The 23,524-nt window shown below is 72.1% G+C and carries 24 protein-coding genes; 11 read left to right on the top strand and 13 right to left on the bottom strand.

The annotated features are described in order from the left end of the window. The 8 genes from pstS to CEB94_RS18985 all read right to left on the bottom strand — a co-directional run bounded on the left by pstS (position 1) and on the right by CEB94_RS18985 (position 8,654). Positions 1–1,128, bottom strand: coding sequence for a phosphate ABC transporter substrate-binding protein PstS (gene pstS / locus CEB94_RS19020; protein WP_175433385.1), 1,128 nt, complete (start codon positions 1,126–1,128; stop codon positions 1–3). A gap of 246 nt (positions 1,129–1,374) precedes the next feature. Next, entirely contained in the window at positions 1,375–1,809 is a 435-nt protein-coding gene (locus CEB94_RS19015) for an NUDIX hydrolase (RefSeq protein WP_175433384.1), read from the bottom strand. A 31-nt stretch (positions 1,810–1,840) separates the two neighbouring features. Further along, on the bottom strand, positions 1,841–2,920 hold the full coding sequence (locus tag CEB94_RS19010; RefSeq protein WP_175433383.1) for a CHAD domain-containing protein: 1,080 nt from the start codon (positions 2,918–2,920) through the stop codon (positions 1,841–1,843). Then, positions 2,901–5,132, bottom strand: a complete 2,232-nt coding sequence (locus tag CEB94_RS19005; protein WP_175433382.1) for an RNA degradosome polyphosphate kinase — start codon at positions 5,130–5,132, stop codon at positions 2,901–2,903. The genes CEB94_RS19010 and CEB94_RS19005 overlap by 20 nt, the downstream gene beginning before the upstream one ends. 323 nt (positions 5,133–5,455) lie before the next feature. Beyond that, the gene (locus tag CEB94_RS40955; protein WP_246111844.1) at positions 5,456–5,842 is read right to left on the bottom strand and encodes a hypothetical protein; all 387 of its coding nucleotides are present in this window, start codon (positions 5,840–5,842) and stop codon (positions 5,456–5,458) included. A gap of 537 nt (positions 5,843–6,379) precedes the next feature. After that, the gene (locus CEB94_RS18995; protein ID WP_175433381.1) at positions 6,380–7,384 is read right to left on the bottom strand and encodes an ABC transporter permease; all 1,005 of its coding nucleotides are present in this window, start codon (positions 7,382–7,384) and stop codon (positions 6,380–6,382) included. Then, positions 7,381–8,265: an ABC transporter ATP-binding protein gene (locus CEB94_RS18990; protein ID WP_175433380.1), complete on the bottom strand. Its 885-nt coding sequence runs from the start codon at positions 8,263–8,265 to the stop codon at positions 7,381–7,383. Before CEB94_RS18990 ends, CEB94_RS18995 begins: the two co-directional genes overlap by 4 nt. Further along, complete coding sequence (locus CEB94_RS18985) at positions 8,262–8,654, bottom strand: GntR family transcriptional regulator (protein ID WP_175433379.1); 393 nt, start codon at positions 8,652–8,654, stop codon at positions 8,262–8,264. The genes CEB94_RS18990 and CEB94_RS18985 overlap by 4 nt, the downstream gene beginning before the upstream one ends. Before the next feature lie 110 nt (positions 8,655–8,764). Between CEB94_RS18985 and CEB94_RS18980 the strand changes: the two genes are divergently transcribed. The 6 genes from CEB94_RS18980 (at position 8,765) to CEB94_RS18955 (ending at position 14,211) form a co-directional block, all read left to right on the top strand. Beyond that, on the top strand, positions 8,765–9,316 hold the full coding sequence (locus CEB94_RS18980) for an RNA polymerase sigma factor (RefSeq protein ID WP_175433378.1): 552 nt from the start codon (positions 8,765–8,767) through the stop codon (positions 9,314–9,316). After that, entirely contained in the window at positions 9,313–10,149 is an 837-nt protein-coding gene (locus CEB94_RS18975) for a zf-HC2 domain-containing protein (protein WP_175433377.1), read from the top strand. The genes CEB94_RS18980 and CEB94_RS18975 overlap by 4 nt, the downstream gene beginning before the upstream one ends. Continuing rightward, positions 10,146–11,006 carry an ABC transporter ATP-binding protein gene (locus CEB94_RS18970; protein WP_175433376.1) on the top strand — a complete coding sequence of 287 codons (861 nt, stop codon included), beginning with the start codon at positions 10,146–10,148 and terminating at the stop codon, positions 11,004–11,006. The genes CEB94_RS18975 and CEB94_RS18970 overlap by 4 nt, the downstream gene beginning before the upstream one ends. Next, complete coding sequence (locus CEB94_RS18965; protein WP_175433375.1) at positions 11,003–12,520, top strand: ABC transporter permease; 1,518 nt, start codon at positions 11,003–11,005, stop codon at positions 12,518–12,520. Before CEB94_RS18970 ends, CEB94_RS18965 begins: the two co-directional genes overlap by 4 nt. After that, positions 12,508–13,140, top strand: a complete 633-nt coding sequence (locus CEB94_RS18960; RefSeq protein ID WP_246111843.1) for an ABC transporter — start codon at positions 12,508–12,510, stop codon at positions 13,138–13,140. The genes CEB94_RS18965 and CEB94_RS18960 overlap by 13 nt, the downstream gene beginning before the upstream one ends. A gap of 108 nt (positions 13,141–13,248) precedes the next feature. After that, on the top strand, positions 13,249–14,211 hold the full coding sequence (locus CEB94_RS18955) for a LysR family transcriptional regulator (protein WP_175433374.1): 963 nt from the start codon (positions 13,249–13,251) through the stop codon (positions 14,209–14,211). On the opposite strand, the gene CEB94_RS18950 is transcribed toward CEB94_RS18955, so the two are convergent. Continuing rightward, a complete protein-coding gene (locus CEB94_RS18950) occupies positions 14,183–14,695 on the bottom strand; it encodes a GNAT family N-acetyltransferase (protein ID WP_175433373.1) in 513 nt (170 codons plus the stop codon). The genes CEB94_RS18955 and CEB94_RS18950 overlap by 29 nt on opposite strands. A gap of 12 nt (positions 14,696–14,707) precedes the next feature. Continuing rightward, entirely contained in the window at positions 14,708–15,688 is a 981-nt protein-coding gene (mshD, locus tag CEB94_RS18945; protein WP_175433372.1) for a mycothiol synthase, read from the bottom strand. Positions 15,689–15,833: 145 nt separating this feature from the next. On the opposite strand from mshD, the gene CEB94_RS18940 reads away from it, so the two are divergent. From CEB94_RS18940 to CEB94_RS18930, 3 genes are all read left to right on the top strand, one after another. After that, positions 15,834–17,651, top strand: coding sequence for a bifunctional metallophosphatase/5'-nucleotidase (locus CEB94_RS18940; RefSeq protein WP_175433371.1), 1,818 nt, complete (start codon positions 15,834–15,836; stop codon positions 17,649–17,651). A gap of 58 nt (positions 17,652–17,709) precedes the next feature. Then, positions 17,710–18,921, top strand: a complete 1,212-nt coding sequence (locus CEB94_RS18935) for a DUF2993 domain-containing protein (RefSeq protein WP_175433370.1) — start codon at positions 17,710–17,712, stop codon at positions 18,919–18,921. 132 nt (positions 18,922–19,053) lie between these two features. Further along, complete coding sequence (locus CEB94_RS18930; protein WP_175433369.1) at positions 19,054–20,076, top strand: glycoside hydrolase family 5 protein; 1,023 nt, start codon at positions 19,054–19,056, stop codon at positions 20,074–20,076. A 58-nt stretch (positions 20,077–20,134) separates the two neighbouring features. Here CEB94_RS18930 and CEB94_RS18925 read toward each other — a convergent pair whose 3' ends face one another. Then, a complete protein-coding gene (locus tag CEB94_RS18925; RefSeq protein WP_175433368.1) occupies positions 20,135–22,201 on the bottom strand; it encodes a pectinesterase family protein in 2,067 nt (688 codons plus the stop codon). Between the two features lie 140 nt (positions 22,202–22,341). Here CEB94_RS18925 and CEB94_RS18920 point away from each other — a divergent pair, with 140 nt between their 5' ends. Both CEB94_RS18920 and CEB94_RS18915 read left to right on the top strand, forming a co-directional pair. Further along, positions 22,342–22,629 (top strand): hypothetical protein, encoded by a 288-nt coding sequence (locus CEB94_RS18920; RefSeq protein WP_175433367.1) that lies wholly within the window; start codon positions 22,342–22,344, stop codon positions 22,627–22,629. Further along, positions 22,626–23,024, top strand: coding sequence for a PIN domain-containing protein (locus tag CEB94_RS18915; protein ID WP_175433366.1), 399 nt, complete (start codon positions 22,626–22,628; stop codon positions 23,022–23,024). The genes CEB94_RS18920 and CEB94_RS18915 overlap by 4 nt, the downstream gene beginning before the upstream one ends. Before the next feature lie 4 nt (positions 23,025–23,028). On the opposite strand, the gene CEB94_RS18910 is transcribed toward CEB94_RS18915, so the two are convergent. Continuing rightward, entirely contained in the window at positions 23,029–23,304 is a 276-nt protein-coding gene (locus tag CEB94_RS18910) for a hypothetical protein (protein WP_175433365.1), read from the bottom strand. After that, entirely contained in the window at positions 23,301–23,516 is a 216-nt protein-coding gene (locus CEB94_RS18905; protein WP_175433364.1) for a hypothetical protein, read from the bottom strand. The genes CEB94_RS18910 and CEB94_RS18905 overlap by 4 nt, the downstream gene beginning before the upstream one ends. Positions 23,517–23,524: the final 8 nt, after the last annotated feature.

Raw genomic sequence — 23,524 nt, 5'->3', positions numbered from 1 at the left:
TCAGCTCAGGCCCTCGATGGTGGTGCGGACCTGGGAGATGATGTCGGCGGGGATCGGCGCGTAGTCGTTCTCGGCGAGGATCTTCTGGCCGTCCTCGGAGGCGATGTAGCGCAGGAACGCCTTGGTGCCGGGCAGGGTGTCGGCCTTGTTGCCCTTGTCGCAGACGATCTCGTACGTGACGAGGACCATCGGGTAGGCGCCCTCGGCCTTGGTGCCGTAGTTCAGCTCCAGGGCGAGGTCCTTGCCCGTGCCGACGACCTTGGCCTCGGAGATCGCCTTGGTGGCGTTCTCGACGGTGGCCTTGACCGGCTGGGCGGCGCCCGTGTCGAGGTCGACCGTCTTCAGGCCGTCCTTGGCGTACGACAGCTCGAAGTAGCCGATGGCGCCGTTGGTCTGCTTCACCTGCTGGGCGACACCGGAGGAGCCGGAGGCGGACTGGCCGCCCTTGGCCTGCCAGGTCTTGCCGCCGTCGTAGGGCCAGTCGCTCTTGGCGGTGGCCATCAGGTACTTGGTGAAGTTGTCCGTGGTGCCGGAGTCGTCCGAGCGGTGGAAGGCCTGGATCTTGAGGTCCGGAAGCTTCGCGTCGGGGTTCAGCTTCTGGATCTGCTTGTCGTTCCAGTTGGTGATCTGGTTGTTGAAGATCTTCGCCAGGGTCGGGGCGTCCAGGACGAGGTTGTCCACGCCGTCGACGTTGTAGCCGACCGCGATCGGGCCGCCGACCATCGGCAGGTCGATGCCCTGGCCGCCGGAGCAGACCTTCTTGGAGGCGGTGACCTCTTCGGGCTTCAGCGCGGAGTCGGAGCCGGCGAAGGCGACCTGGCCCTGGGTGAACGCGGTGACACCGGCGCCGGAGCCGCCGCCCTTGTAGTTGATCTGCACGCCCTGGCAGGCGGCGGTGAACTGCTTCACCCAGGCGTCGATCGCGTTCTTCTGCGCGGACGAGCCGTCGGCCAGCAGCTGGCCCTTGGCGTCGTCGCACTTGACGTTGCTCGGCGCGGCGGCGTTGGAGGAACCGCCGTCGCTGTTGCCGCCGGTGTCGTCGGAGCCGCACGCCGTGAGGGCCAGGGCGCCGGAGACGGCGAGAGCACCGAGAGCGAGGGCCCGCCGGTTCATGCGCTGAAGCTTCACTTGAGTTCCTTCCAGGAGCCGCCGTCCTGATCGGCGGCGTGCGGAGTCTGAGTGGCGCGGACGCGGTCGCACTCGGCAGGCGCGGCTCGCGTCGGTAAGGCCGAAATTAGGCAGATCAGATGAAGGCGCCGATGGCCGCACATGAACGAGGGGTGAACCCCTGCCTAAGGCCTGGTGAGGTCACGGAATGCTTACGGGGAGAGCACGTCGGCATTCCGCTTTCGCGGACGTAACGGGGCCGTCCGGTCAGCCGGCCGTCCGGGGCAGGTGCAGAACGGCGAGCAGTTCGTCGACCAGGGGCCGGTCGTGGGGCTGTGTGAGACGGTCGCGGGCCGCGGCGGGCGGCAGCCACAGGACCCGGTCCACCTCGTCCGTCGGGGAGAACGCGCAGGACACGGCCTCGGCCGCCCAGTAGCGGACCTGCTTGGGGCGGCCGTTCGCCGAGTAGCGCAGGGTGGACAGCTCGGGACCCGGCGCGGCCCGGCAGCCCGTCTCCTCCGCCACCTCGCGCAGTGCGCCCGCGAGTGCCTCCTCGCCGCGCTTCAGTTTCCCCTTGGGCCACGACCAGTCGTCGTATTTCGGCCGGTGGACGAGGCAGAGCTCCGGCTCGCCGGTGGCGCGGGAGCGGCGCCACAGGACGCAGCCCGCCGCTTGAACGGTGGTGTCCTTGGGGGTGCTCACCGGTTTCACCGCCTCCTGGTGCCGGACCTGGTCATGACGCGCCGACGGTCTCCTTCTGCCAGGCCTGCTGGAACGCGAAACGCGCCGCTTCCACCTCGTGCCGCTGGTCGGCGTGGAGCACACCGAGGGCGTACGCCGTGGCCGGGGCGATGCGGGGGGTACGGGCCGCCTGGGCCGCCGCTGCCGCCGCCTCCGAGGCGTCGCGGTGCCGGTTCAGGGCCTGGCCCGCGGAGAGCAGGCGCAGGTCGACGACGGCGTTGCCCTTGGGGCCGCTGACGGCCTCGCGGGCGTAGCGGTGCAGGCGCAGCAGCAGGCGGACCTGGTGCCACGGGGCGTCCTGCGGATGCGGGACCGTGTCCGGGGACAGGCCGTGGATGAGGGCCGCGGCGTTGTACGGGCTGCCGGCGGTGACCAGGGGGAGGGTGGTGACCGCGTCCCTGAGCCGGTCTTCGGCCGCCGTGGCCAGGGGGCGCAGGTCGGTTCCGGTGGCGGACCTGGCGAGGGGGACCTCGCTGGCCAGGACGGCGACCTTGTCCGCGATGGCGTGGAAGCGGCTGGAGCCCAGGGCCTGCAGGGCCGTGGAGTGGGCTCGGGTGCGGGCGAGGGTCAGCTGGCGGTCCAGCAGGGCGCCTGCTTTCGCCGCTCCCACCGTCAGGTTGCCGCGTTCCTGGGCGGGGGCGCCGGCCTTGGAAGGCGGTGCCGCCGCGCCCACCCCCGCACTCGTCGGAGCCGGGAACGCCGTCGAGCCCGACAGCCGGTGCAGCGCCGTCAACAGGCGTTCCAGCCGGGCCGTGTACGCGTGCTCCATCGCCAGCGTCCCCGACACCCACGCCAGTTCGGGGCGCATCGCCTCGCACCAGTCCGGGTCGAGGAGGGACTGGAAGGTGTGCAGGCTGGCGCTGACGCGGCGGGCCGAGCGGCGCAGGGCGCGGGCCGCCTCGGCGGACCCCTCCGAGCCGTGCGCCCCCGCCCCCGTCTCCCGGTGCAGGCGCAGCGCTCGGAGGAACTCCGTGGCCTGGGTCCGCAGATAGCCCGCGAGGGCCTCACCGGTGGGGGCGGGCCCGACGTGCCCGGACCGGGGATCCGTCGGGTCAAGGTGTTGCTGTGCCACGCCGGCGCCTCCGGGCGTCTATGAGCATCTCCTGGACGTTGCGCAGGGGCTGTCCGTCCGCGTCGGTCGCATGCCGGGTCCAGTCGCCGTCCGGGCCGAGGTGCCAGGAGGCGGTGGAGGCGGACATGCCGGTCTCCAGCAGCCGGTTCAGAGCCGCCCGGTGCGCCGGGTCGGTGACCCGGACCAGGGCCTCTATCCGGCGGTCGAGGTTGCGGTGCATCATGTCGGCGCTGCCGAACCACACCTCGGGCTCGCCGCCGTTGCCGAAGGCGAACACCCGGGAGTGCTCCAGGAAGCGGCCGAGGATCGAGCGGACCCGGATGTTCTCCGACAGGCCCGTCACGCCCGGGCGCAGCGCGCAGATGCCGCGCACCCAGATGTCCACCGGCACGCCCGCCTGGGCCGCGCGGTAGCAGGCGTCGATGAGGGCTTCGTCGACCATGGAGTTGACCTTGATGCGGACGTACGCGGGACGTCCCGCACGGTGGTGCTGGACTTCCTTGGTGATCCGCGAGATCAGGCCGTCGCGCAGCGACTTGGGGGCGACGAGCAGCCGGCGGTAGGTCTCCCGGCGGGAGTAGCCGGACAGGCGGTTGAAGAGGTCCGAGAGGTCGGCGCCGACCTGCGGGTCGGCCGTGAGCAGTCCGAGGTCCTCGTAGAGGCGGGCCGTCTTCGGGTGGTAGTTGCCGGTGCCGACGTGGCTGTAGCGGCGGAGCGTCTCGCCCTCCTGGCGGACCACCAGCGACAGCTTGCAGTGGGTCTTCAGGCCGACCAGGCCGTAGACCACGTGGCAGCCCGCCTCCTCCAGCTTGCGGGCCCACTTGATGTTGGCGTGCTCGTCGAAGCGGGCCTTGATCTCGACCAGGACCAGGACCTGCTTGCCGGACTCGGCGGCCTCGATGAGGGCGTCGACTATCGGGGAGTCGCCGGAGGTCCGGTACAGGGTCTGCTTGATGGCGAGGACGTCCGGGTCGCCGGCAGCCTGTTCCAGGAAGGCCTGGACGGAGGTGGAGAACGAGTCGTAGGGGTGGTGCAGCAGGACGTCCCGCTCGCGCAGCGCGGCGAAGATGTCCGGCGCGGACGCCGACTCGACCTCGGCGAGGTCGCGGTGGGTGCCGGCGACGAACTTGCGGTACTTCAGCTCGGGCCGGTCCAGGGAGGCGATCCGGAACAGGCCCGTGAGGTCCAGCGGGCCCGGCAGCGGGTACACCTCGGCCTCGCTGATCTTCAGCTCGCGCACCAGCAGGTCCAGGACCTCCCGGTCGATGGACTCCTCGACCTCCAGGCGCACCGGCGGGCCGAAGCGGCGCCGCATGAGCTCCTTCTCCAAGGCCTGGAGGAGGTTCTCGGCGTCGTCTTCTTCGACCTCGAGGTCCTCGTTGCGGGTGAGGCGGAAGGCGTGGTGCTCCAGGACCTCCATGCCCGGGAACAGCTCCTCCAGGTGGGCGGCGATGACGTCCTCGATGGGGACGTAGCGGCCCGGGGAGCTCTCCAGGAAGCGGGACAGCAGCGGCGGCACCTTCACACGGGCGAAGTGCTTGTGGCCCGTGACCGGGTTCCGTACGACGACGGCCAGGTTCAGGGACAGGCCGGAGATGTACGGGAAGGGGTGTGCCGGGTCGACCGCCAGCGGGGTCAGCACGGGGAAGATCTGGTGCCGGAACAGGGTGAACAGGCGGGCCTGCTCCTTCTCGTGCAGCTCGTTCCAGCGGACCAGGTGGACGCCCTCCTCCGCGAGTGCGGGGGCGACGTCCTCGTGGTAGCAGGCGGCGTGCCGGGCCATGAGCTCGCGGGAGCGGGCCCAGATCATCTCCAGCACCTCTCGGGGCTGGAGGCCGGAGGCGGAGCGGGTGGCCACGCCGGTGGCGATACGGCGCTTCAGCCCGGCGACCCGGACCATGAAGAACTCGTCCAGGTTGCTGGCGAAGATCGCGAGGAAGTTGGCCCGCTCCAGCAGGGGCGTGTTCGGATCCTCGGCGAGTTCGAGCACGCGCTCGTTGAACGCGAGCCAACTGCGCTCCCGGTCGAGGAAGCGGCCCTGCGGCAGCTGGGGCCCGTCGTACGGCGACTCCTCGTACGCGTCGAGGTCGGCGTCGATGTCGGGTTCCAGGTCGGAGACCGCCGCCGACACCGTGTGCGGGCGGTGGGCTGCTATGGAGCCCACGGAGGGCTGCGCGTGCTGGACCTGTGCCTGGGTGTTCGGCTGGCTCATGGACCCATTCTTCCGCGCCGCGAGCATCACGGGCGCGTCGGACAGCGCGGGCGGGAGCGGAGGTGTCACATGAGTGCTCCCGTTTCCCTCGGGACCCTCGCGGGGCGGGGGAGGCTCGGGCACGGCGGGATTCATTGGCCGAGCTTCGCAAGCTCGTCTGAATCAACGGTTACGGAGACATGACGTGCGGGATAGCGGGGGGCGGCTCGCGGGGGGCGGCGCGACGGCCCGGCGGCCGCCCACAGTCTGTGGACGGTTCCGGCCGCAGGGGGAGGCGGCGAACCGCGCGTCCATCCCCCCGTGGAAGGACGCGCGGCCCGGGTTCAGGGCAGACGACGGGCCAGGAGGAGGAAGGCGGTGGCCGTCGCGGTGCCGGCCACGGCCAGCAGGAGGCCGGTCTCCACGTACTGCAGGGGCCAGAAGTGGGACCGGGGATGGAACGTGGCGTGGCTGATGGTGACGCCGTGGGGCGTGGGGGTGTCCCAGGTGACCTGGAAGACCGAGCGGGGCAGTTCGATGCTGCCGGGCGCGATACGGCTGACGGTCGGCCAGAGGTCCTCGCGGTGGCGTTCCAGGAGTTGGTGCAGGAGCAGGGAGACGGCGAGGGCCGTGCCGGCGGCGGGCAGGGCCCGGCGCCACACGAGTCCGGCCAGGGCGCCGAGCGCGAGTCCGGCCAGGGCGTAGGCCACGGCCACCGGGCCCGTCGACACGAACGCGTCCGGGTTGTACCAGTCGCCGACCAGGTCGGGGTCGCCGTCCCCGCGCGCCCAGGTGTTCAGCAGGACGAGTCCGCCGGTGCCGGCGGTGAGCAGCGCGGCCGGGGCGGCCAGCTTCGCGGCCAGCCAGCGCGGGGGGGCCGACCGACTGGGTCCAGGCCAGCCGGGCGGTGCCGCTCTCCAGCTCGCGGCCGATGAGCGCGCCGCCCGCCCAGGCGGTCACGGGGAACATCACCCAGGACAGCACGGAGGCGAGCACCGCGATGCCGTTCGCGTAGGTCTCGTCGGCGCTGATCGCCTCGACCGCCGCGCAGGACGGGAGCCGGTCGGTGGGGGGTGTGGCGCAGGCGCTCATGCCCTCCCGGGCCTCGTCTCCGAGGGAGTGCAGCCAGATCAGGGCGACTGCCGCGGCCGCCAGGGCCAGGAGTGACAGGACGAGGGCCGCCCGGTGCGTCCGCAGCACCGCCCGCAGCGGGCCGCCCCGGTGCAGGGCGGGGCGGGCGGCGGGGGCGGTCGCCGCGGTGAGGGCGGTCATACGGCGGCTCCCGTGCGGCGGCGCAGCAGGACGAAGGCGGTCCCGGCCGCCAGGGCGGCGACGGCGAGGAGGATGCCGGTCTCCACGAGCTGGAGGGGCCAGAAGTGGGAGGCCGGGTGGTAGTCGGCGTAGTAGTGGGTGATGCCGTGCTGGGCCTCGCACATGGGCTCGCCCGTGCACGCCGGGTACGTGACGCGGGCTCCGGCGGCGGTCAGGGCGCCGTCCTCGACGATCATGCCGCCGGAGCCGGGAGTCGTGTCCGGGGACGTCACGACGGTCTTCACCGGCCACAGGTACGGGCGCAGGTCGTCGAGGAGGTAGCTGAGCGAGACGACGGCCAGGACCGCGACGCCGAGGGCGGGCAGCGTCCGGCGCAGCAGCAGGCCCGCCAGGACGCCGAGCGCCAGGGCGGCGAGGGCCTGGGCGGCGGCGATGGTGCCGTTGATCTCGAAGACGCCGTCGTCGTGCCACGCGCGCCAGCCCATGACGCCGTTCAGGGAACGGTCCGACGACCACAGCACGCGGTGCAGCAGCGTCACCGTGAACGTGCCCGTCACCAGCAGCAGGGCCGGGAGCGCGAGCTTGGCGGCCAGCCAGCGGGCCGGGCTGACCGACTGGGTCCAGGCCAGCTGGGCGGTGCCGCTCTCCATGTCGCGGCCGATGAGCGCCCCGCCCGCCCAGGCCCCGGTGAGCAGCGGGAGGAGCCCCAGGAGGCCGGTGCCGACTGCCACGGCCGTCTGGTAGCGGGCGTTCGCGGGTCCCGGGAGGTCGCAGCCCAGGTTCGGGCGGGGCCGGTCGCAGCCCAGGTCCGTGTACTCGGCCCAGGCGGCGTCCGCGCCCGGGCCGATCGCCCACAGCAGCGCCCCGGCGGCCACCGCCACCAGCCCCAGCCAGAACAACAACGCCGTGCGGTGCAGCCGCAGCAGGGCCAGGAGCAGGCCGCGCGGCTGCGAGGAGCGCCGGGCGGTGGCGGCCGGTGCCCGGGTGGTCATCGCGGTCATACGGCGGCCTCCCGCGCGTCGAGCAGGAGCGGCGGGGCGTCGGGGGAGCGCAGATGCGCGAGGACGACTTCCTCCAGGGACGGGTGGTCGACCTGGAACCCGTCGCCGAGGGGGCCGGCGGGCCGGACCAGGGCGGTCAGCTGGCGGCCGGTGGTGCGGGACTCGACCACGGTGTGCGGGTCGAGGGCGTCGCCCGCCCGGCCCGTGACCAGGGTGTGTGCGGCGAGCAGGTCGTCCAGCGGCCCGGCGAGGCGGACGCGGCCCGAGCCGAGCAGCAGCAGGTGGTCGCAGGAGCCCTCCAGTTCCGCGACGACGTGCGAGGACATGACAACCGTGGTGCCGTGGTCGGCGGCGTCGGCCATGAGCGTGGCCATCAGCTGGTGCCGCGCGAGCGGGTCGAGGTCGGCCATGGGCTCGTCCAGGAGCAGCAGTTCGGGGCGCTTGCCGAGGGCGAGGGCGAGCGCGACGCGGGTGCGCTGGCCACCGGAGAGCGCGCGGATCTTCGTGTCCGGGTCGAGGCCGCCCTCCGCGACGATCCGTTCGGCGGCCCGGGCGTCCCAGCGGCGGGGGTTGAGGTCGCGGCCCAGTCGCAGGGTGCCGGCGATGGTGAGCTGCGGGTGCAGGGGCTTGTTCTGCGCGACGTAGGCGAGGCGCTCGCGGGCCGCGGCCGGGGTTGTGCCGAGCACGGTGATGGTGCCCTCGGTGGGGCGGAGCAGCCCGGCCGCCAGGGCGAGCAGGGTGGACTTGCCGGCGCCGTTCGGGCCGGTGACGGCGCAGACGCGGCCCGCGGGGAGCCGGAAGGCGCAGCCGTCCAGCGCGGGCCCGCGGCGTCGCCCGAACCTCCTGCCCAGCGCCGCCGCCTCGATGGCGGTGTCGGTCATGCGTCCCCCTTGAAGTCTGCGAAGTGCGCGTCGAGTACGGAAGTGAAGAGGGCGGCGACGTCCTCGCGCTCCAGGCCGGTCTCGCGTGCCCGGACCGCCCAGGCGTCCAGCTCCGCGCGGAGCGGGGAGTCGGCGGGGGCGGTGCTCAGGGACTTGCGGACGAACGTGCCCAGTCCGCGGCGGGCCTCGACCAGGCCCTCGCGCTCCAGCTCCCGGTAGGCCTTGAGGACCGTGTTCGGGTTGATGGCGGTGGCCTCCACGACCTCGCGGGCCGTGGGGAGCTTGTCGCCCGGCTCCAGCAGGCCCAGACGCAGGGCCTGTTTGGTCTGCTGGACGATCTGGACGTAGGTGGCCACGCCGCTGCGCCGGTCGATGCGGTACTCGACCACTGCTGAACCACCCTTTCACTAATTGAGTAGTGAAAGGGTGGTGGAATGGGAGCCGGAAAGTCAAGCGTGTTCTGGTGAACCGTTCGGGCGGGGCCGTCCGATGAGGAGACGTGAGCGATACGAGAAGCGACGGGGAGCTGCTGCGGGCCATAGCCGCGGACGCCGACCGGCGTGCCTTCGAGGAGCTGTACCGGCGCTACGCGCCCTGGCTCCGGGCCCGGTTGCGGGGGCGGTGCGCCGACCTCGGGGTCGTCGACGACGTCGTGCAGGAGACATTCCTCGCGGTGTGGCGGGGCAAGGCCCGCCACCGGGAGGAGGCCGGTTCCGCGGACGCGGCCGGATGGCTGTGGCGCATCGGGTCGCGGCGGCTGGTGGACGCGCTGCGCGGCGACGGGGCGCGGGGGCGGCTGCGGCAGGCCCTGGCGCGGCTGCGGCACCGGGACGAGGTGTCGGCGGAGGAACGCGTGCTCGCGGGGGTGGAGCACGGGGACCTCGCCGGGGCGCTGGTCCGGCTGTCGCCGGAGCTGCGGGCGGTCCTGCAGGCGACCGTCGTCGACGGACTGACCACCCGTGAGGCGGCCGTACTGCTGGGGATACCGCCCGGGACGGTCAAGACGCGGGCGATGCGGGCCCGCAAGCAGCTGCGGGAGGCGTTGGCATGAGCTGGCACGTGTCCGAAGAGGATCTGCGCGCCTACGCGCTGGGGGAGTTGGAAGCTCCCGCGCTCTGGTCCGCCGACGCGCATCTGACCTCGTGCGCCCGGTGCCGCGGGGTGCTGGCCGAGGTCGGTGACCCGGTCGCTCTGGACGCCGGGTGGGACCGGCTCGACGCCGAGCTGGACGCGCCCCGCACGGGACTCCTGGAGGGGCTGCTCGTGCGGGCCGGGGTGGCCGGGCACACCGCGCGGCTGCTGGCGGCGACGCCGGTGCTGCGGCGGTCCTGGCTGGGAGCCGTCGTCGCCGTGCTGCTCCTGAGCGTGGCGGCCGGGCATTCCGTACGGAGCGGGGAGTTCCCCACGCTGTTCCTTGCCCTCGCGCCGCTGCTGCCGCTGGCGGGGGTGGCGCTGTCGTACGGGCCCGCGCTGGATCCGACGTACGAGATGGCCGTCGTCGCGCCGATGCACGGGTTCCGGCTGCTGATGATCCGGACGGTGGCCGTGCTGGCCGTCGTGCTCGCGCTGAACGGGCTGGCGACCCTCGCGCTGCCCGCCTACGGGCTGCGGGCGCTGGCCTGGCTGCTGCCCGGGCTGGCGCTGACCGCGACCGGGCTCACGCTGATGCCCCGGCTCGGGCCGGTGCTCGCGCCGTGCCTGGTGGGCGGGGCATGGGTCGGGCTGCTGCTGACGGCCGATGTGCTGCGGGCCGGGGCGGACACGCCGCTCGCGCCGTTCACCGTGGCCGGGCAGGGCGTGGCGGCGACGGTCGCCGCGCTCGCCGCCGGGCTGCTCTTCCTGCTTCGTGACCGATTCGACCTCTTCCAGGGACGTGCCGTATGACCCCGACCGTGTCCGCCTCCGGGCTCAGCCTCCGCTACGGCGGTACCCCGGCCCTCGACGACGTGTCGCTGCGGCTGACCGGTGGCGTCACCGGGCTGCTCGGCCCCAACGGCGCCGGCAAGACCACGCTGCTGCGCGTGCTCGCCACGGCCATGCCCGCCGACCGGGGCGCCTTCACCGTGCTCGGGCACGACCCGGGCACCGCCCGCGGCCGGCAGGAGGTGCGGCGCCGGCTGGGCTATCTGCCGCAGACGCCGGGCTTCCACCCGGACTTCACCGCCTTCGAGTTCGTCGACTACGTGGCGATCCTGAAAGAGATGACCGACCGGGGGGCCCGGCACCGGGAGGTGCGGCGGGTGCTCGACGAGGTCGGCCTGGCGGAGGTGCGGGGCAAGCGGATCCGCAAGCTGTCCGGGGGAATGCGGCAGCGCGTCGCCCTGGGCGCCGCCCTGGTCGCAGACCCCGGGTTCCTGGTCCTCGACGAGCCGACCGTGGGGCTGGACCCCGAACAGCGCATGCGGTTCCGCGAGTTGATCGCCGGAGCCGGAGAAGGGCGGACCGTGCTGCTGTCCACCCACCAGACGGAGGACGTGGCGATGCTCTGCCACCGCGTGCTGGTCATGGCCGGTGGCCGGGTGCGGTTCGAGGGCACTCCGGCCGAACTGACCGCGCGGGCCGCGGGGCGCGTGTGGAGCAGCACCGAACGGGACCCGGGCGCGAAGGCGGGCTGGCGCACGGGGACCGGGACCTTCCGGAACGTGGGGGACCCGCCGCCCGGCGCCGAGCTGCTCGAACCCACCCTGGAGGACGGCTACCTGCTCACGCTCGACGGGGCCGGAACGGAGGTGGCGGCATGACCGCGGTCGTGGACAAGCCGGTCGCGTCCGGCGAGCGGACCGAGCCGGGTGGACCGTGGGCCGCCGTGATCGCCCTGGCCCTGGTCGAGACGCGCCTGCTGCTGACGAGGCTGCCGGTGATGATCGCCTTTGTCGTGTACGGCGGCTGGACCGTATGGCGCAGCGGGAAGGACTGGGACGGACATCCGGCCCTCCAGGACGTCGACCGCGCCACCCAGGGGGCGCCGATGCTCGTCGGGCTCGCGGTGCTGCTGTGCGTCAACCACGCCGCGCTGCGCTCGCGGCGGCACGGGACCGAGCATCACTTCGCGGTGCTGGTCCTCCAGCCGTGGCGGCGTACGGTCGCCCATGCGCTGTCGGCCGTCGCCGCGGCCCTGACCACCGGCGCGTGCGTCGCCGCGCAGTTCGGCCGGGAGGCGCTCAGGCCCGGCGCGATCGGGCGGGGTTCGGTGAGCGAACTGCTCGCGGGGCCGCTGACCGTGCTGCTGTTCGGGCTGGTCGGGCTGCTCATGGCAGGGCTGGTGCGGTCGGCTCTCGCCGCGCCGCTGCTGATCGTGTTCCTCCTGTTCGTGTTCCTCTTCCTCTCGGGCATGAGGGACGACTGGAGCCGGTGGCTGCTGCCGGTGGTCGCCGAGGCGACCAGCACCACCCTGCCGTCCGACCTGATCGGCCGGCCCGCCGCCTGGCACGCCCTGTACCTGGCCGGGCTGGCGCTGTGCGCGGGCCTGGTGGCGGTGCTGGTCGCCGGTGGCCGCAAGCCTGTGGTCGTGGCGGGTGTCGCCGGGACGCTGGCCATGACGCTGGTGGGCGGGGTGGCCCAGGCGCGCGGCGATTCGCCTGAACTGGTCCGGGCCCGCGAACGGGCCTCGGCCACCCCTGAGCAGGTGCAGTCCTGTGTCCGGCGGGACGGGTCGGCGTACTGCGTGTTTCCCGAGTGGGGGCCGCGGGTCGGCGACTGGGCCGGGGTGGTGGACCGGGTGCGGTCCTTGGCGGGGGGCGGCGCGCGGGAGCAGAAGATCGTCGTGCGGCAGCGGGTCGATGCCCGTCACGGCGTCTCCGGCGACAGTGCGCTGACGCCGCTGGAGCGCCCGTACGAGGTGACGGTGGGCACCCGGTGGGGCGGCAACCGCGTCCCCGAGTTCTCGGCCGCCGTGGCCGGCGTGCTGATCGCGGGCGACGAGAAGGCCGCGACCTCGATCTGCGACGGCCGCATGGTCACCGTGATGTGGCTGGCCGTGGGCTGGGAGTCCGACCAGGTGGCCGCGCTGCGCCGCGTCCGGCTCGACGACAGCGACACCGGCTCGGCCCTCGTGCTCCAGCCGACGAACGGGATGTACATGACCGACGCCCAGACGGAGGTGCTGCGCGCGCTGCTCGATCGGCCCCGGGGCGAGGTCACCGCGCGGGTGAAGGACCACTGGGCCGAGCTGACCGCGCCGAAGGTGACGGCGGCCCGGGCGGCACAGCTGCTGGGCGTGGCCGCACCCGAGGGAGACGACAAGTGCCTCGACTGAGGGGGGAGTTGGTCGGCGCCGTCTGCCGGACCCTGCCGTGGGGACTGGTGGGCGCGGCCGGCGCAACGGGGCTGCTGCTGGCCGCGCTGCCGCGGGCGACGGGCGGGGCCGGTCAGTGGCTCGCGCTGCCTCTGCTCCGCATGGCGATCCTGGCCTTCGCGATGGGCCTGGTGTTCCTTCTGGACGACCCGGCCCGGCACACGACGGCCACCGTGCCGACCCCGCGCCCGGTCCGTATCGCGCTGCGGGTGGCGCTCGTCGTCCCGTTCGCGGCGGCCTGGTGGACGGTGGCGCTGCTGCTGGTGCCGCGGGATCTACGGCCGCCGGTCGCCGACATCACGCTGGAGGCCGGGGCGGCCTTCGTACTGGCGGTGGCCGCCGCGGCGGTCGCGGTGCGCCGCGGCGACGTCACCAGGCCCGGGCCGCGGCTCGCGGCCGGTCTTCTGACCTCGGCGATGCTGGTCCAGCTGTTCTGGCCGGAGCGGTGGGCGCTGCTCGTGCCGGTGCGGGACGAGCGGTGGGCGGCGGCCCATGATCGATGGGCGGTGGTGCTGGCCGGCGCTGTAGTCCTCGGCGCGGTGTGTGCGGTGGAGCCAGTGCGGCGGCGGGTCCGGCTCTAGTACGTCGAGTGGTTGTGCAAAGGGCGCATCCGGCCTGCGCATCCGGCCTCAAGGTTCCGGTTCACCGGTCCCTCCGACAGCCACGAGTTGTGCGGTTACGCTGCCCTCGTGGACCTCAAAGCCGTACGGGCCTTCGTCGCGATCGCCGACTCCGGGCAGTTCCAGAAGGCCGCCGTGGATCTGGCCCTCACCCAGCAGGCCGTGTCCAAGCGGATCGCCGCGCTGGAGAAGGACCTCGGGGTGCGGCTGCTGGTCCGTACGCCGCGAGGGGCGGAGCTCACCATCGACGGGCAGGCCCTGCTGCCGCACGCCCGGGTCGTGCTCCAGGCGGAGGAGCGGGCGATGGCCGCCGTGCGGCCCGGGGACCGGGTGCTGCGGGTGGACGTGGTCGGACGCCGGGCCGCCACCGGCGGGCTGGTGCAGCACTTCCACCGGGCGCACCCGGAGATCGCGTTGGACGTCGTCACGCTGTTCGACGTGGAGACGGCCGTGACCGCCGTGCGGGACGGAGCCGTCGACGCCACCTTCCGCGCCGTCACGATGCCAGGGCAGCGGCTCCCCGACGGCATCACGGCCACCCCCGTCCTCGACGAGCCGCTGCACCTGTGCGTCGGCCCCGGCCATCCGTTCGCCCGGGCCGAATCGGTGGCGCCCGCGCAACTGGCCGGACACCGGATCTGGATGCCGGGCAACGTGCCCGGGACCGAATGGCACGCCTACTACGAGGAACTCGCCGCCGAGTTCGGGCCGGTCATCGACACCATCGGGCCCAACTTCGGCCTCGAAGCGCTCCTCGGCACGATCGCCGGCTCCCCGACCGTGGCGACCTTCCTCAGCGAACGGACCCCACACGTCTGGCCGGTCGGCCACGACCTGCGGCTCGTCCCGCTGCGGGACCCGGTCCCGGTCTATCCGCACTTTCTGCTCTGGCGCACGGACAACTCGCATCCGGGCCTGACCGCACTCCGCGACTACCTGGTGGCCACCCGGCCGCGACCACCGGAGGGCGAGCTCTGGCGGCCGTCGTGGGCGCGACTGCCGCCTACCCGAGCCGCTTCTCCATCAGAGTGAAGGACTTGGCCGGCCCGCCCGGCTGCGGCTTGCCCTCCTTGACGCCCACGACGTGGTAACCGGCATCCTGGTAGTAGGCGTTGAGCCGGGTGTTCGTCGCCAGGCAGTCCAGGCGCACGCGAGTCCGCCCCGCCCGGGCCACGCGGTCTTCCGCGGCCGTCAGCAGCAGCCGCCCCGTACCGGGCGCGGTGGCGGTCCGGTCCACCATCAGCCGGTGCACGTATCCGGCCACGGGCGGCTGCGGGCCCCAGGCGTCCTCGTCCTCCCACCACAGCTCCCAGGCACCGGCCGGACGCCCGTCGGCCTCCGCCAGCCAGACCTCGCCGCGCGCCATGACCCGGCGGAAGTGGTCCTCGTCCAGCTCCCCCGGCCGCCACTGCCCGGTGATGCCGTGGGCCGGCATCCAGCGGGCGGCGTCGTCACGCAGGCGGACCAGGGCGGCCAGATCGCCCTCGGCGGCGGGACGAACGCGCAGATCACGCACCGAGAGCAAGGCTCAGGTCTCCGTCCGGTACATGAGATCCACCTCGTGCGTGACGAACCCCAGCCGCTCGTACACCGACACCGCCGCCTTGTTGTCGGCGTCGACGTACAGCATCGCCGTCGGCAGCCCCTGCCCCGCCAGATGGCGCAGCCCGATCGTGGTCAGGGACTTGCCGAGGCCGCCGCCCTGCGCGCCGGGGCCGACGCCGAGCACGTACACCTCGCCGAGGCCCTCCTCGGCGTGGACCTTGGTCCAGTGGAAGCCCACGAGTTCGTCGCCGCGGAAGGCGAGGAAGAACCCCTCGGGGTCGAACCACGGCTCGGCCTTGCGGTCGTCGAGGTCGCGCTGGGTGAGGGAACCCTGCTCGGGGTGGTGGGCGAAGGCGGCGGCGTTCACCGCGAGCCAGGCCGCGTCGTCCTTGCCGGGGACGAAGGGGCGGACCGTGACGCCCTCGGGGAGCACCGGGTCGGGCGCGTCGAAGCCGGTCAACGGCCGCCGCATCTGGCGCAGTTCACGGAACAGCGTCAGGCCCAGGACCTGCGCGAGATGCCGGGCGGCGGAGTGTCCGCCGTGCGCCCACACCCGCAGCCGCTTCCCCGACGCGGCCAGCAGCGCCGAGCCGAGCGCCCGTCCGTGCCCGTGCCCGCGATGCCCGGGGTGCACGACCAGCTCGGCGGCCGGCGGCTCCACCGGGTCCGTGTCCTCCAGCTGGGCATAACCGACAAGTTCCCCGCCGGCGGTGAGCAGCAGATGGGACACGCCCTCCCGCTCTCGGCCCGCCCGTCTCCCACCACCACCCTCGACGGAGTCGCTTCGCGACGCCCTGAAGTGCTGCAGCTGCAACCGGCCCTGTTCGGACACCGCCTGCTGCCCGTCGGTCCGGGCCGCCTCGTCGAGCAGCCCGAACACGGCCTCGGTCTGCTCCGCGGAGAGCGCGGCAAGGGTCTCGATCGAGCGGGGGCGTCCGGGCCGTACGGTGTCGTCGCTGGTCATGCGTACGAGAGTACGGGGCACCACCGGCAAAACGGCGGCAAAGAAGCAACCAGGTCGTAACCACGAAAGGCCTGTCGCGCTACGCGCGTTGACTCTAGGCTGCGCCGGACGACATCACTGTCCCAGCAGACCCAAAGGGGGGCGTATGCCAGCCACTTCACCGGCGCATCCGGAGCGCCGGAGACGTCGTACGAACCGTTTCGTCGCTCTCGCCGCCGGTGTGGTCACCGTCGGCGCGCTGGCCGCCGCGGCCCTGCCGGGGGCGGCGACCGCCGGGGAGGACCACCGCAAGGGCGGGCACTGGCCCGGCCGCTACCAGGACGTGCAGCTGCTGTCCTTCAACGACCTGCACGGCAACCTGGAGCCGCCGGCGGGCTCGTCCGGCCGGGTCACCGAGCACCAGCACGACGGCACGACGAAGACCATCGACGCGGGTGGCGTCGAGTACCTCGCCACGCATCTGCGGCAGGCCCGCAAGGGCGAGAAGTACTCCGTCACCGCGGCCGGCGGTGACATGGTCGGCGCCTCCCCGCTGATCTCCGGGCTGTTCCACGACGAGCCGACCATCGAGGCGCTGAACAAGCTCGACCTCGACGTCACCTCGGTCGGCAACCACGAGTTCGACGAGGGCGCCAAGGAGCTGGCCCGGCTGCAGAACGGCGGCTGCCACCCGAAGGACGGCTGTTACGCGGACAAGAGGTTCAAGGGCGCAGACTTCCCCTACCTGGCGGCCAACGTCCTCGACGAGAAGACCAAGAAGCCGATCCTCAAGCCCTACTGGGTGTGGAAGAAGAACGGCGTCAAGGTCGGCTTCATCGGCGTGACCCTGGAGGGCACCCCGGACATCGTCTCCGCCGAGGGCGTCAAGGGCCTGTCCTTCAAGGACGAGGTCGAGACGATCGACAAGTACGCCAAGGTGCTCCGGAAGCAGGGCGTGAAGTCGATCGTCGCGCTCATCCACGAGGGCGGCTTCCCGGCGTCGACGTCGTACAACTACGACTGTGACTCCCCGGGCGCGGGCGACGGCATATCCGGCCCGATCGTCGACATCGCCAAGAACGTCACACCGCAGGTGGACGCGCTGGTCACCGGCCACACCCACAACGCGTACGTGTGCAGCATCGCCGACCCGGCGGGCAAGCCCCGCATGGTCACCTCGGCCGCGTCCTTCGGGCGCCTCTACACCGACACCACGCTGACCTACGACCGCAAGACCGGCGACATCGCCCGTACGGCGGTGAAGTCCGCTAACCGCGTGGTCACCCGGGACGTCCCCAAGGCGCCCGACATGACCGAGCTGATCAGCAAGTGGAACACGCTGGCCGCGCCCATCGGCAACAAGCCGATCGGCTACATCTCCGGCGACATCGGCAACACCGGCACCGAGTCCCCGCTCGGCGACCTCATCGCCGACGCCCAGCTCGCCCACGGCAAGCAGCTGGACCCGGAGACCGACCTGGCGCTGATGAACCCGGGCGGTATCCGCGCACCCCTGACCCACACGGCCAAGGCCGGTGAGGGCGACGGTGTCGTCACCTACGCCGAGGGCTTCACGGTCCAGCCGTTCGCCAACACCGTGAACCTCCAGGACTTCACGGGCGCCCAGCTGATCCAGGTGCTCAAGGAGCAGGTGTCCGGCCCGAACGCGGCGGCCCCCAAGGTCCTCCAGGTCTCGTCCGGCCTGACCTACACGCTGGACCTCACCCAGTCCGGTGCCGACCGCGTGGTCACGGACAGCATCAGGCTGAACGGCGCGGCCATCGACCCGGCCGCCACCTACCGCGTCGCGACGAACAGCTTCCTCGCGGGCGGCGGCGACGGCTTCCCGACCCTCGGACAGGGCACGAACGACGTCGTCGGCGCCGACGACCTGACCGCGCTGGAGCAGTACCTGACGGCCAACTCCTCGGCCACTGCCCCGATCGCCCCGCCGAAGGCGGACCGCATCACGATCGTGAAGTAGATCGCATACCGGGGGTTCGAGTTGCGGGTGGGGGCGGTACGCATGGTCGGATGGCTCGATGCGTACCCCCCACCACCTAGATGCGCATCCCCGTCCGAACCCGTACGAGGAGCTCGCCGCCCTCGATGACGGGCCCCTGGAGGAGACCCCTCTGGATGAGTTCCTCGCGAAGGAACACGATGCGGGCGCCGAGGACGCCTGGACCCCGCCGGACCACCGCCGCGGCGGCAGGCGGCGTAGGAAGAATCGTTTCGCTGGCCTGCCGCTCGCGGTGAAGGCGGTGGTCGGCCTGGTCGTCCTCGCCTCGTTCACCGCCCTCGGCGACCGCTGGGCGGTGCTGTACGCCGAGCACCGGGCCGCCGACACCCTCAAGGACCGCCTCGACCTGGCCGCGGCGCCCGAGGTGGAGATCGGCGGCTTCCCCTTCCTCACCCAGCTCGCCGACAAGCACCTGGACTCGGTGAAGGTGACCGTCCCGGACGTCGCCGCCGACCGGGTCTCCCTGGCGAAGGTGTCGGCGACGGCCCATGACGTACGACTGGACGCCGACGGCCTCACCTCCGTGCGCGGCGCCCACGTCCCCCGCTTCGACGGGGACGTCCAGCTGACCTTCGCCGACCTCAACCGCGAACTCGGTGCCTCGCAGGTGACGTTCACCGGCGAGGGCCGTGACCGGGTCCGGGCCGACGGCACCCTGCCGGTCGCCGGGCACAACCTGCGGCTGCGCGCCGAGGCCCGGATCCGGCGGCAGGGCGAGCGGGGCATCGCCACCGAGATCGGCAGGATGCGCCTGGACATCGGCGACCTGGCCACCTACCGCCCCGGCACCCGCGCATCGGAGGGCCTGCATCTGACGCCCAAGGGCACCGCCGACCTCGCCCGCGAGACCCGCAAGGCCAAGGCGCTGCTGTCGGTCCCGGCCATCGTGCGGCGGATGGGCGTGCCCGAGGCGACCGTGCGCGAGGCCCTGGCCGACGACGGCAAGCTCACCGAGCTGACCGGCTCCCCGCGCTTCGCCCGCCAGGCCGCCCGCCTCAACCTCATCGACCTGGCCCTGGAGAACCCCGACGTCATGCGCCGGCTGGGCCTCGACCCCGAGCTGCTCGACTCCCTGTCGGGCCTGACCCGCCCGGTGCTGGCGGACCGGCTGTCGCTGGCGTTCGAACTGCCCGAGCCGGAGCAGGGGGACGTGCGGCTGCGGGACGTGCGGGTGGAGGAGGACGGCATCCGGGTGCGGGTGTCGGGAACGGGACTGACCGTGGGCTCCTAGCCTGCATTCTTGATGAAATTTGGTGTGCAGATGTGTTGACCTGTGTTCGGGTCCTCTTCTAGTTTGCGGGAGCCAACGAGCCGCCGATCTGTACGCGAGGTTCGCTCGAAGTGCTGCTCAGAAGGGGACGTCGTGTCACGAAAGACTCACCGGGGGACAGCCTGCCTGGGGGCGCTGCTCGCCTGCGCCACGGCATTCGGCGGGGCCCTCGCCTCCCCCGCAGCCGCCTCCCCCGCCACCCCGCCGCCCGTCAGCGACTTCAAGGGCGTCAACTGGGCCGACCCGCGCGACAACTACGCCCACGACGCCGTCGTGCCCTCGGGCCTGTCCACCTCCGACAGCTACGCCACCACCTACGCCAAGTCCAAGGCGATCATCGGCGGATTCTCCAAGCTCGGCGCCAACACGGTCCGCCTCCCGGTCAACCCGACCTCCGTGAACGGCCCGTTCTGGAAGTCGTACCGGGGCGCGATCGACGCCGCCACCGCCAAGGGCTTCAAGGTCATCCTGGGCTACTGGGAGGCCGACAACGCCAAGGACGGCAAGATCGACAGCCAGGCGTCCTGGAACCAGATGTGGGCGCGGATCACCTCCTCCTACGCCCGCAACTCCAAGGTGTACTTCGAGCCGATGAACGAGCCGTTCGGCTACACCGCCCAGGAGTGGACCGACATCGCCGCGACGTGGGTGAGGGCCCACAACAACGTTCCCCGCGACCGGATCCTGATCGGCGGCTACAAGTACAGCGAGGACGTCAAGCCGGTCTGCGCCGACCCGCGTCTGAAGGGCACGCGCCTGGCCCTGCACAACTACGGCTTCTGGCACACCGACTGGACCAGCGTCGACCAGTGGAAGCAGGACTTCAAGGCCCGCATCGGCGACTGCGCCTCGCGCACGATCCTCGACGAGTTCGGCGCCTCGATGACCACCGGCCTGGACTACAACGGCCCGGTGGGCACCTCCAACGAGGTCGCCTACATACAGGCCGCGACCGACACCATCCGGGAGCTGGGCCTGGGCTCGGTCTACTGGCCGGGCCTGCGCAACGGTGACACCTACTCCCTCACCACGCTCCAGGGCACGGGCACGAACCTCAGCCTGACGGTGAACAACCAGAGCGGTCTGGACCGCCTGCACTACGCCTGGAAGCAGTAGCGGTGGTGACCCTTCCGGGTCCGGCGCCGCTCGTCAGCCGGACCCGGAAGGGAGCCGTTCAGGACGCCGAGGGCGTCCAGCCCGCGAGCCAGTCCGCGACCTCCTGGTTCGCGGCCTGCGCGTCGCTCAGATGCGGCCGGTCGGTGCCGGCAGCGCCCGCCCCCGCCCCGTTGTTCTTGTACTCGGCGAACCGGTCGTCCTTCCAGGAGAAGCCGCTCATGTCGGTCCACGGGGCCGACTTGATCGCGTTGCTCAGGCTGGTGTTGCGGACCGTGGTCTGCGGATCCAGGGACGCGTCGCCGCCCGCGTGCCAGGGCCGCCCGAGGTGGAAGCTCCCGGCCGACACATCGCCGTTCACCGTGGAGTTGGCGATCAGGATGCCCTTGCGGTTCGCCGCGGTGCTCGGCGCGGTGATGTACCCGGCCGAGGTGCCGTTCCAGCGCTTCTTCAGCGTGATGACGGACTTGTCGACGACGGCCGTGGCCCGGCCGAAGATGAAGTCGACGTTGCCGATGACGTAGGAGTTGCTGACGTAGACCCGGCCCAGCCGGTCCTTCGACGCGGTGTCGAGCAGCAGCGTGTCCTGGTCGCCGCTGACGATGATCCCGTCCAGGAACACCTTGTCGGCGGCGGTCCGCAGGGCGACGGCCTGATGCCCGTTGAGGGACTGGTTGGCCTTCTCGTCGAAGTCGTTGGAGATGGTCAGGTTCCGGGCCTGGAAGTCGTCGGCCTCGACGGCGACGGTCGCGCTGCCGCCCGTGCCGTAGGTCCCACCGCCCGGCTTGGGAGTGCCCGACGCGTTGTTGTAGACGATCGTCGTGTCCTTGCGGCTCCCGCCGGTGCCCTGGATGGTGACGTGCGGCTTGTTGGAGGGCACCTTCACCAGTTCCCGGTACGTCCCCGGCTTCACGGCGATCACGACGCGCGACGGGTTGTTCGCCGGTACGGCGTTCACCGCGGCCTGCACGGTCGTGTACTGCCCGCTGCCGTCCTTGGCCACGGTGAGGGTCGTCGCGGCGGCGGCCTTGGTGGGGGCGGCGGCGGTCGCGCCGATGGAAGCGCGGGGTCCGGCACCGGACTTGAGGATCGACGGGAGATCGGCGGCCTTGTCGAGGCTGTACGGGTAGTACGTCTTCGGATCGAAGGCGGTCCCGCCGCTCTCGTTGCGCCCGCTGGTGCCGGAGAAGGCGTTCCCGCGCTGGACGACGGCGGCGCCGCTGTCCTTGATGACGGGGTTCTTGACGCCCTGGAAGAGGGAGTTCTCCAGGACCATCTTCGTGCCGCCGCGCGAGTAGTTCCCGTACGCCGACTTGATGGCGGTGCCCGGGGCGTCCTCCAGGAAGTTGTTGTAGAGGTGGGCGTGGGCGGCGTTGTCGGTGGACGGGTTGCGCTGCTCGGTCTCGCGGATCCAGTTGTGGTGGATCGTGATGTCGGTCTTGACGTTCTCGGTCCAGCCGATGCCGAAGGTCTTGTTGTTGTCGCTCAGCTTGTTCCAGGAGACGGTGACGTTCGTGCTGTCCTTGCGGACGTCGATGAGCCCGTCGGCCATGTGCCGCAGATCGTTGTGATCGATCCAGACGTGATGGGCGCCGTCCATCTGGATGGCGTCGAAGTCGTGGTCCTTGTCGTTCCAGATGCCCTGGTACGCGTCCCGGATGGTCAGGTTCCGGATGATCACGTTGTGCACGCCCTGGCCGAGGAAGAACCCGCCGCCGACGATGTGCCCGGAGGTCCCGGCCCCCACGATGGTCTTGTCGGACTTGACCTTGATCTCTTTCCCGACCGGGTTCATGGTGATGGTCCCGGCGACGACGATGACGTACGGCTCGGTCGCGGTGGCGTACTTCTCCAGCTCGGCGAGGGTCTTGACGGTGACGGTCTTCCCGTCCCGGCCGCCGTACGTCCCGTTCTGCCCGAGCGAGTTGACGGAGGCGAACCCGTCGGCGGTGTCGGCGGCCCAGGTGGGGGCGGCGGCGGAGGCCTGTTGGGCACTGCTGCCGAGGACGCCGAGATCGGGGCCGTAGGCGAAGGTACCGGCGGCGGTCAGGGCCAGGGGGACCCCGACCGCCAGGGCGGTACGGCTTCTGCGGTGACGGGGACGGGCCTTGTTACGCGGCTCACTCATACGGCGATCCGATCCGTGTGGGGGAATGACCGCTGACCAGTCGCCGCCCCGGACGGAAAGGTTGCCGGGTCCGAACGCGATCGTGTGAAAGGGGGCGGAGGCCGGGGTGCACCCTGTTGTGGTGTGGCTACAGTGTGACCATGGCAGACAACACGACCATCCAGGTGTCCCGCCAGGCCCGGGACCATCTCGCGCAGGTGGCCAAGGAGCGCGGGGTGACTCTGGGGCAGCTCGTGGAGCAGTTGGCTTCGGAGCAGCCGACGGCGGCGCAGCTCGCGGAGCGCGTCGCGGCTGACCGGCAGGTCGTCCGTGACGTGATCGGTGTCGACATCAGTGACGAGGAGTTCGAGAAGGCGCCCGACGTCCTCGGCAACATCTACAAGATCGCCGCTGAGAAGGCCCGCGCGGCCCGGGGTGCGGCCGCGTGATCATTCTCGACACCGGTGCCACCCGGGCGCTGGCCGACGGCCACAAGACGCTGAACGTCCTCGCCGGGAACATGGCGCGCACCCCGGGTGACGTCCTCCGGATTCCCGCGCTCTGCCTCATGCAGGCCGAGTCGGAGGACGAGGGCGCGGCAGGGCGGGTGCTCGCCTTCTCGTCGGTCGTCGTCGACGACCTCACGACGGTTGCCGCGGTCACCGTCGGAACGATGGTCAGGGACGGCTACGGCGGCTCGGACAGGTGTCACGCCCTGTACTGTGCGCTGCCTCGCGCTGAGTTCACAGGGATGTCGATCCTGCTGACGGACCGGGAGGACGCGTATCCGCCGGGAGTCGTCACGGTGGACGTCGACTCCCCCGGGATGCTCGGCTTCCACTGACCTGTCACGTGTCCTGCCCGGGGATGCGCTCGCCCCGGCTGACCGCGACGCGCAACACGTCCCCCAGCGACTCCAAGGCCCTGACCAACGCGAAACGCACGGCGCGTTCCCCGGCCTCGGTGTCGCGGAGCACTGCCTCGGCACCGGCCAGGACCTGTTCGGCGGAGGCGAGTTGCGCGGCCTCGATGTCGTCGGCGAGCCGCGAGAGCAGGCTGTCGGGATGGTCGGTGCTGAGGCAGCAGGGCTTGCCGTCGGCGCCGGCCCAGGGGAGCAGCCTCATGCGTACACCTCCACGGCGTGCAGGTACGGCCGGACGAGAGGGGTGTCGATTTCGAAGGGCTCCACGGGGAGAGGGCGGGGGAGCCGCACGGGTGGGGGCAGTGGCCGCGGCGGGGGAGACGCGGTGGCCCGATGCCGCCCCCGGGCGGGCAGCAGGAGCCGTACGAGGGCGAGCAGGAGGGACTCGCAGAGTTCGGCGATACGCAGGCGCACGGAAGCGT

This window comes from Streptomyces hawaiiensis (genome assembly GCF_004803895.1).
GTDB classification, from domain to species: Bacteria; Actinomycetota; Actinomycetes; order Streptomycetales; family Streptomycetaceae; genus Streptomyces; species Streptomyces hawaiiensis.
The sequence above is the reverse complement of the archived record's forward strand: the minus strand, read 5'-3'. Positions and strand labels throughout refer to the sequence as shown.